The organism is Shinella sp. GW835-FHT14H05 (assembly GCF_058793575.1).
On the sequence record NZ_JBXAFY010000034.1, the window covers coordinates 1 to 8,141 of the forward strand.

An 8,141-nucleotide genomic window follows, 5' to 3' on the forward strand; every position below is an offset into this window, starting at 1 on the left:
ACATTCCAACTTTGCAGGATCAGGACACTTTAACTTTGCGGCTACAGATAGAAATCGTGTAATCTATCTTATGGAACTAACCGATTTTACGCTCTCAAGCACTTGAGGCTGCGGCAAATACGTTTTGCACACGGCGCATGACATCCTCGATCAGTTTTCGCGAACGCATCGCGCTCTATGCGCTTCTGACCTCACTGACCTCCCTCAGCATCGACGCGCTGTTGCCGGGGTTGCGGGAGATTGGTGCGGATGTCGGTGTCGCGCCGCCGCTTTCGACGCAGCACGTCATATCGCTTTTCATCTTCGGCATGGCGTTCGGTGAATTGCTGCTCGGTCCGCTGTCTGATGCGATCGGACGGAAGAAGGCGCTTGTGCTCGGTCTCTGTTTCTATGCCGTCGGAACCGTCATCGCCATGCTGGCGGGAACGCTGGAGATGGTGATCCTCGGACGGTTCCTTCAGGGTGTGGGCGTCTCGGGCGCGAAGATCGCGACACGAGCCATGATCCGCGATCAGTTCGAGGGCGATGCGATGGCCCGCGTCATGTCCTTCATGTTCTCCCTGTTCATTCTCGTGCCGATGCTGGCGCCGGCTCTCGCGCAGGGCCTGATCGCCCTTGCCGGCTGGCGCAGCGTTTTTGCGACCTATCTGGTCATTGCGGGTTTTCTCGGCCTGTGGCTGGTGGTTCGCCAACCGGAAACTTTGGCGGCGGAAAAGCGCATTCCGTTTCGACCTGGCCTGCTGCTCCTGAATGGGCGCCGCATCCTTTCCAACCGTCGCGTGACGTTGCTGATCGTGGCGACCGGGCTCGTTTTCGGTGCGCAACTCCTCTATCTCAGCACGGCGGCCGATCTGTTCTTTGACGCCTATGGGATCCGGGAAACCTTTCCCTTCTATTTTGCGGCGCTGGCCACGGCGGTGGGGCTTGCTTCATTCGCAAATGGCAGGCTTGTGCAGCGGTTCGGCATGGATAGGATGGCGCGCGCCGCCTTCCTGGGATTGGCATCGACCGGTTTTTTGATGCTTGTCGCATCCATGCTGTGCGGCGGCCGCCTGCCGCTTGCTGCCTTCATGGTGTTCGGGTTTGCGGCCTTCTTCACCATCGGCGTCCTCTTCGGCAATCTGAATGCCGTGGTCATGCGCTCTCTTGGCCAGGTTGCCGGCCTGGGTGCCTCCTTACTGGCCTCCGGATCGAGCCTCGTTGCAACCCTGTTCGCTGTCGGCATGGGGAGTTTCTACGACGGTACGACTGTCAATTTGTCCGCAGGCTTCTTCGTCGCTGGTGTCGGCTCGCTCATTCTGGCGCAAGTGGCGCAAGGCGGCGATGTATCATCCGTCGAGGCGGCTCGATAAACGGAAATAAAAGTCAGCCTTTTTGGCCATGATGGCACCGCCAGCACTTGCCCCCTACCCTGCCCCATCCGGGCCTGGCGCGTGGGCAAACCAGGAGGTCAACTGGGCGGAATTGGTGCAGCCGGTGATCTTCATCAGTCGCGCGCGGTGGGATTCGACGGTGCGGACCGACAGGTCCAGTTCGTCTGCGATACGCGCATTGGTCTTTCCCTGCGACACCAGCGTCAGGATCTGACGCTGGCGTTCCGTCAGGGAAAGCTGCGGGCTGGTCGTCGGGCGGTTGAGCCGCTGGAAGCAGTAGAGCGCGTGGGCGAAGGGGTCGTCGTGCTGAAAGCTCTTGCCGGTGACCTGGCACCAGAAACGCTGGCCGGTTACCGACATCATGATGCGCTCGTCATAATAGCTGCGGCCACCCGGCAGGTGCTCCAGCCACATTTTTCCGGTATGGATGAAGTCGGCGATCTTCGGATAAAGCACCGCGAAACTGCGGTCGATCAGGTCCGGGCGGGCATAGCCGAAGAGTTCGGCGAAGGCGTCGTTGCAATCGCGGATGATACGGTGGGTCGCGTAGACCATCGGCACGGGAATTTCGTTCAGGGAGAAGCGTAAGTCCCCTTCCCTGCTGAAGCCTTCGATTGAGCCGGCACGTCGCGTCATGCCGTATAAATACGGCTAACGCCTGCCGCCGTTCAAGCCGTAATGTCTCGCCCGGAACGTTTTCTATGGGAGGAACCATGCGGAAAATCCACGACGATGCGACGGCGGCCCTGGCAGGTCTGCTCAAGGATGGCATGACCATCATGGCCGGCGGTTTCGGGCTTTGCGGTATTCCCGAAGCCCTGATCGAAGCAGTGCGCGAATCTGGCGTGCGCGGCCTGACGGTCATTTCCAACAATGCGGGCGTCGATGGCATCGGCCTCGGCCGGCTGCTGGAAACCCGCCAGATCGACAAGATGATCTCGTCCTATGTCGGCGAGAACGCGCTCTTCGCGCAGCAATATCTCGCGAAGGAACTGGAGATCGAGTTCAACCCGCAGGGCACGCTCGCCGAGCGCATCCGCGCCGGCGGCGCCGGCATTCCCGCCTTCTTCACCCGCACCGGCGTCGGCACGGCCGTTGGCGAAGGCAAGGAAGTGCGTGAATTCGACGGGCAGCTCTATCTCATGGAGACGGCGCTCTTTGCAGACCTCGCTATCGTCCACGCCTGGCGCGGCGATACGGACGGAAACCTCGTCTATCGCAAGACCGCGCGCAACTTCAATCCGGTCATGGCGACGGCGGCGCACACGACGGTCGCGCAAGTCGAGAAGATCGTTGAGCCGGGTAGCATCGATCCCGACCACGTGCATACGCCGGGCATCTATGTCTCGCGCATGATCGAGGTTGCAAACGCTGAAAAGCGGATCGAGAAACGAACGGTGACGCCGCGGCAGTCGGTGGAGGCAGTCTGATGGCCTGGACACGGGACGACATGGCGGCGCGCGCCGCAAAGGAACTGCAGGACGGCTTTTACGTCAATCTGGGCATCGGCATCCCGACGCTGGTGGCGAACTACATCCCGGCCGGCATTCACGTCACGCTGCAAAGCGAGAACGGCATGCTGGGCATGGGCCCCTTCCCTTTTGAGGGCGAGGAAGATGCGGACCTGATCAATGCCGGCAAGCAGACGATCAGCGAACTGCCGGGCAGCAGCTTCTTTTCCAGTGCTGAAAGCTTTGCGATGATCCGGGGCGGCCATATCGACCTCTCCGTTCTGGGCGCGATGCAGGTGGCGGAAAACGGTGACCTCGCCAACTGGATGATCCCCGGCAAGATGGTCAAGGGCATGGGCGGCGCGATGGATCTCGTTGCCGGCGTCAAGCGGGTCGTGGTCGTCATGGAGCATGAGGCGCGCGGCGAATCCAAGGTCCTCAAACGCTGCGACCTGCCGCTGACCGGAAGCCGCGTCGTCAACCTGTTGATCACCGACCTCGCCGTCTTCGAGCCGGCGATCCGCGGCGAGGAGCCCATGCGCCTGGTGGAACTCGCGCCGGGCGTCACGGTCGACGAATTGCGTGCCCGCACGCAGGCGGATTTCCGCGTCGCGCTCGGCGGGTAGTGCGGCCGGACGTTCATTTTATTATTCAGCCTATTAAGGGGTCGGAACATAACGTGTTCCGGCCCCTCCCCTATTAATTGCCGCCGTCGAACTTCACGACTGTGGCATATGGTCGAATTTCGGTAGCGCCGGATCGAGAAATCCCAGGCATGATCGGCCGCTGTCCAGGACACGAGTTGCGGTTGATAGCGGCTTGGGTCGTCGAGGCTCGCCGGCGTTATGATGAACACAGCCGGCATATCGGTGAACGTCATGGAGACGGGCGAGCCGCAGGTCGGGCAGAAGGCGCGCCGCTTCGCTGTTCCGCCACGCCGATGGCCTGCCAGTACTGCGCCTCCCCCTCGATCTTCACCTCAGCCGACGAATGTCAGGTGCCGCTATCACGCTGACATTGCCGGCACTGGCAGTCGACCCGCGGGCGTCATTTGCCGCTGCGTGGAACGACGCTGATTTGCCAATTTCAACAGGCTTGTCGCGGACAGGAGGTTCCGGTGATTCTGATTCCCGATTCTCTCGCGCGGCGGCATTTGAGCCCGCAGGCCTCTGCCTGGCGGGACCATCTGTGTCAAAAGTGTGGAGAGTTACAGACGGAAGCTCGCGCTACTTTTGCGAGAAAGGCAATAATATCAATTGATTAACACCTATCCGCGACCGAAGATCGCCCATTCGGTTCGATTGTCAATCGCCAACACATGGACGGACTTATAGAATCGTGTTCTATCTCTTGGCGAGTGCCGGCCGGTAAACCGGCGATAGGCCGCCAAGAGGGAAAAATGGCGATAGCGCAACAGGTAGAAACAGTGGTTCCTTCCAAGGAAGATGCAGGCAGCAAGATCACGCGCCATGCCACGCTGTTGTCCGGACAGCTGCAGCAGCTGAGAACGCGTATGTATCCGCCGAAGTCGGAAAAGATTCTTCGGCAATTTTTGACGAATGAAGTCTCCAAACTGACATCGATACCCGATTCGACGCTCAAGCTGATGTCGAGCGAAGGCCGCGGTCCCGTGCCGAGCCGACTGGAGAACAATCATCGGGTCTATACGCTCCAGCAAATCAACGAGTTGCGGGAACTGTTCGCAAAGCAAAAGCCGGCGGACGCCCTGCGTTTCCTGCCGCGTCGCCGGCCGGGAGAACACCTCCAGGTGCTCGCCATCGCCAACTTCAAGGGCGGCAGCGCCAAGACGACGACCTGCGTTCACCTCGCACACTTCCTCGCCCTGCAAGGCTACCGGGTCCTCGCGCTCGACCTCGATCCGCAGGCGTCGCTGTCGGCAATGTTCGGTTCGCAGCCGGAGGTCGATGTCGGCGCCAACGAGACGATCTATGCGGCGCTTCGATATGACGATGCCGAACGGCGGCCGATACGCGATATCATCCGCAAGACCTATTTCGACGGCATCGACCTCATTCCCGGCAATCTGGAAGTGATGGAGTACGAGCACGAGACCCCGCGGGTCCTTGCCAACAGGTCGAGCTCCGGCGCGATCTTCTTCGAGCGGCTGAAACTCTGCCTCGCCGAGGTGGAAGCCGACTACGACGTCGTGATCCTCGACACCCCTCCTTCGCTCGGCTTCCTGACGCTGAGCGCGATCTACGCGGCGACGAGCATGATCATCACCGTGCATCCGGCCATGTTGGACGTCGCGTCGATGAGCCAGTTCCTTCTCATGATGGGCGACCTTATCAGCGTCTTGACCGACAGCGGCGCTAAGCTCGATCAGGATTTCATTCGGTATCTCGTGACGCGGCACGATCCGAACGATGCGCCGCAGTCGCAGGTGGTCGCGATGCTGCGCCATCTGTTCGGCGCGGATGTCCTGCTGCCGACAGCCGTGGAAAGCACGGCCGTCGAAGCGGCGGGACTTGGCAAACGCTCGCTGTACGAACTCGAAATGGGCCAGATCGGCCGCGAGACGCACAAGCGGGCCCGCGAGGCGGTGGACGCCGTCAATGAGGCGATCGTTCGCCTGATCAACACGAGTTGGGGGCGTGGATGAGCAAGACACCACGGAAATCCATCGTTGCAAGCTTCGGCCTGCTTTCGGCTGAACTGGAGAGCGAGGAGCCCGCGGCACCCGAGCCGGTGGCGGCGCCCTCCCCTGCCCCGACGACACGCGTCGCCGCCGGCGTCATCGGTGCGGCCCATCGGGCAATCGATGACATCCGGGCGGAGCGTGACCGCTTGAGGGCGATCGTCGAGGCGGGCGGAGCGTCGATCCATGACCTCGACCCCAGGATCATCGACCCCTCCCCTTTTCCGGACCGATTGCCGGACGATGACGCGAGCGATTTCCAGGCGCTGAAGCGCTCGATCGAGACGGAAGGCCAAAAAGTCCCCGTCCAGGTTCGAAAACACCCTTCGGCGACCGGACGCTATCAGATCGTCTATGGGCACCGGAGATGGCGTGCTGCCTTGGAGCTCGGTCAACCGGTCCGGGCGATCGAAGTCGATATGACCGATCACGACCTGGTCGTCGCCCAGGGTATCGAGAATGCCAGCCGGCAGGACCTGTCATGGATCGAGCGTGCGCTGTTTGCGTCGCGCATGGACGATGCCGGGGTGCGGCCGCGCGATATTTATGCCGCGCTTTCGATCGAGGATGCCGAGCTCGCCCGCATGCGCAGCGTCTATCGCTCCGTTCCGGGCGATGTGATCGAAGCGATCGGCCGAGCCCCGAAAATCGGCAGGCCGCGCTGGCTGGATCTGGCCAAGACGATTTCAGGCAGCTCCGGCGCCCTTGAAGCCGTGCGCCGCGCTTTGTCGAAGGCAGGCGACCGCATCGAGAACTCCGACCAACGCTTCCAGCAGGCGTTGAATGCGGTGAAGTCGAGCCCGAGCCCGCGCGGTGCCGCCGTTACCCTCTCCGACACCGAAGGCAAGGCGCTCGGCGCCTATATTGCTTCGGCCAAGGACGTCCGGATATCTGGCGAGGGCGAACTGGGCGCCGCGTTCTTGAAGTTTATCCAGGAGGAGCTGCCGGCACTTGCCGAGCGCTTCTCCCGTCAGCGGAACAACGGGTAATCCTGACATTTGTCAGGTTGCCCGGATATGGAAGAAAGGAAGCGTCGCAAAAGAAAAAGGCCCCCCAAACGTTGCCGTCGTGGAAGCCTCTCTCTGATTTAGCACTTCGAGACTCGCATTTCCACGAATCTTAGTCAAGCGTCTTTGGCACCGTTTTTGGTGAGCGGATTTCTTTTGCCTTGTCGAAGGTGAGAGAAAATGCAGAGTGGAAATGTAACGACGCCTTTCGGGCGGCGGCCGATTTCGCTTGCCTTGGTCAGGCAGCAAGTCGCGGCAGCCGAGATCCCCGCGGGCAAGCGGGCTGACAAATGGAAGGTCTTTCGGGATGCGTCTGAAGCCCGTCTGCTTCTAGGCCTGCAAGACCGTAGCCTGGCGGTGCTCGATGCCTTGCTGAGCTTCTATCCGGAGAACGAACTGCGCCAGGACGCGCAGCTCGTCGTCTTCCCATCGAATGCGCAGTTGAGCATCCGAGCCCACGGGATAGCGGGCGCAACACTGCGCAGGCACCTCGCCTTTCTCGTCGAGGCAGGCCTGGTCATCCGCAAGGACAGCGCCAACGGCAAGCGCTACGCCCGCAAGGATAGGAGCGGCATGATCGAATCCGCCTTTGGCTTTGATATCTCCCCTCTCCTGCTGCGCGCCGAGGAACTCGCAGAGATGGCACAGAAGGTCGCCTCTGAGCGCGCCGCCTTCCGCCGCGCAAAGGAGGAGCTCACCATCCGCCGCCGCGACGTACGCAAGTTGATCAGTGCCGCGATAGAGGAGGGGGCTCCAGGCGACTGGGCGGCAATCGAAGACATCTATATCAGCCTCGTAAGCCAAATTCCCCGTTCCCCGACGATGGCGGACGCGATCAAAATTAGCGCGGAATTGACGCTTCTGCAGGAGAAGGTCGTCAACATGCTGGAAAACATTGATAATTCGAAGAATACGAGCAGCAGTGCCGCTCAAAGTGGGCGGCATATACAGAATTCAAAACCCGAATCCATCCATGAACTTGAACCAAGCTCAGAAAAAGAGCTGGGGGCGATCCCGAATGAAAACCTGAAGCCAAATGCACAACCACCCCTCCCCTTCCCTTTGAGATTGGTCTTGAAGGCCTGCCAGGAGATTAGCGCATATGGACCCGCCGGCACGATCGGCAGCTGGCGCGACATGATGTCTGCAGCGGTCGTTGCCCGCTCGATGCTGGGAATAAGCCCATCGGCCTACGAGGAGGCCTGCGAGGTCATGGGTCCCGAAAACGCCGCAGTCACCCTCGCCTGCATCCTCGAACGCGCCGGCCACATCAATTCACCCGGCGGATACCTGCGCAACCTAACCTCCCGCGCCCGCCGCGGAGAATTTTCACTCGGCCCGGTTTTGATGGCGCTGTTGAGATCTGGCGGTGAGGGCGCACGGGAGGCTGGGTGAATGTGTGAAGGGGCTCCCGAAAAGAGATCCCTCCCCTCTGAATAGCCCCGAGTTTTGTAGACACCCTCGGGTTAGATTTTCTGCTGCCTTTCGAACTCAACGGGCGACAGCATTCGGTTTCTGACGTGCTTGCGTTTCGGGTTGTAGAACATCTCGATGTAATCGAATACATCCTGGCGCGCTTCAGAAGATTGAAGAAGCTCTCGGCCACCGCATTGTCGTGGCAGTTGCCGCGTCGGCTCATCGAGTGAACCAG

The 8,141-nt window shown here is 60.8% G+C and carries 7 protein-coding genes and 2 pseudogenes; 6 read left to right on the top strand and 3 right to left on the bottom strand.

All coding sequences use genetic code 11. The features are described 5' to 3' along the window. Window positions 1-137 precede the first annotated feature (137 nt). On the top strand, window positions 138-1,352 hold the full coding sequence (locus tag AC1Q6Z_RS35070) for a multidrug effflux MFS transporter (protein WP_492650740.1): 1,215 nt from the start codon (window positions 138-140) through the stop codon (window positions 1,350-1,352). A gap of 54 nt (window positions 1,353-1,406) precedes the next feature. Here the strand turns inward: AC1Q6Z_RS35070 and AC1Q6Z_RS35075 are convergent, their stop codons facing one another. Beyond that, window positions 1,407-2,009, bottom strand: a complete 603-nt coding sequence (locus AC1Q6Z_RS35075) for a LuxR C-terminal-related transcriptional regulator (RefSeq protein ID WP_435265009.1) — start codon at window positions 2,007-2,009, stop codon at window positions 1,407-1,409. Between the two features lie 77 nt (window positions 2,010-2,086). Here AC1Q6Z_RS35075 and AC1Q6Z_RS35080 point away from each other — a divergent pair, with 77 nt between their 5' ends. Both AC1Q6Z_RS35080 and AC1Q6Z_RS35085 read left to right on the top strand, forming a co-directional pair. Continuing rightward, on the top strand, window positions 2,087-2,803 hold the full coding sequence (locus AC1Q6Z_RS35080; protein ID WP_256114438.1) for a CoA transferase subunit A: 717 nt from the start codon (window positions 2,087-2,089) through the stop codon (window positions 2,801-2,803). Further along, complete coding sequence (locus AC1Q6Z_RS35085; protein ID WP_492650741.1) at window positions 2,803-3,450, top strand: 3-oxoacid CoA-transferase subunit B; 648 nt, start codon at window positions 2,803-2,805, stop codon at window positions 3,448-3,450. The genes AC1Q6Z_RS35080 and AC1Q6Z_RS35085 overlap by 1 nt, the downstream gene beginning before the upstream one ends. 218 nt (window positions 3,451-3,668) lie before the next feature. On the opposite strand, the pseudogene AC1Q6Z_RS35090 reads toward AC1Q6Z_RS35085, so the two are convergent. After that, window positions 3,669-3,776 (bottom strand): annotated as a pseudogene (locus AC1Q6Z_RS35090) (hypothetical protein); the annotation flags it as partial. A gap of 447 nt (window positions 3,777-4,223) precedes the next feature. Here AC1Q6Z_RS35090 and repA point away from each other — a divergent pair. The 3 genes from repA to repC all read left to right on the top strand — a co-directional run bounded on the left by repA (window position 4,224) and on the right by repC (window position 7,885). Further along, window positions 4,224-5,447, top strand: a complete 1,224-nt coding sequence (gene repA / locus AC1Q6Z_RS35095) for a plasmid partitioning protein RepA (RefSeq protein ID WP_492650744.1) — start codon at window positions 4,224-4,226, stop codon at window positions 5,445-5,447. Continuing rightward, window positions 5,444-6,472: a plasmid partitioning protein RepB gene (repB, locus tag AC1Q6Z_RS35100; RefSeq protein ID WP_492650742.1), complete on the top strand. Its 1,029-nt coding sequence runs from the start codon at window positions 5,444-5,446 to the stop codon at window positions 6,470-6,472. Before repA ends, repB begins: the two co-directional genes overlap by 4 nt. Window positions 6,473-6,670: 198 nt before the next feature. Beyond that, entirely contained in the window at window positions 6,671-7,885 is a 1,215-nt protein-coding gene (repC, locus tag AC1Q6Z_RS35105; protein WP_492650743.1) for a plasmid replication protein RepC, read from the top strand. A 71-nt stretch (window positions 7,886-7,956) separates the two neighbouring features. Here repC and AC1Q6Z_RS35110 read toward each other — a convergent pair. Continuing rightward, a pseudogene (locus AC1Q6Z_RS35110) lies at window positions 7,957-8,141 on the bottom strand (IS3 family transposase); the annotation flags it as partial.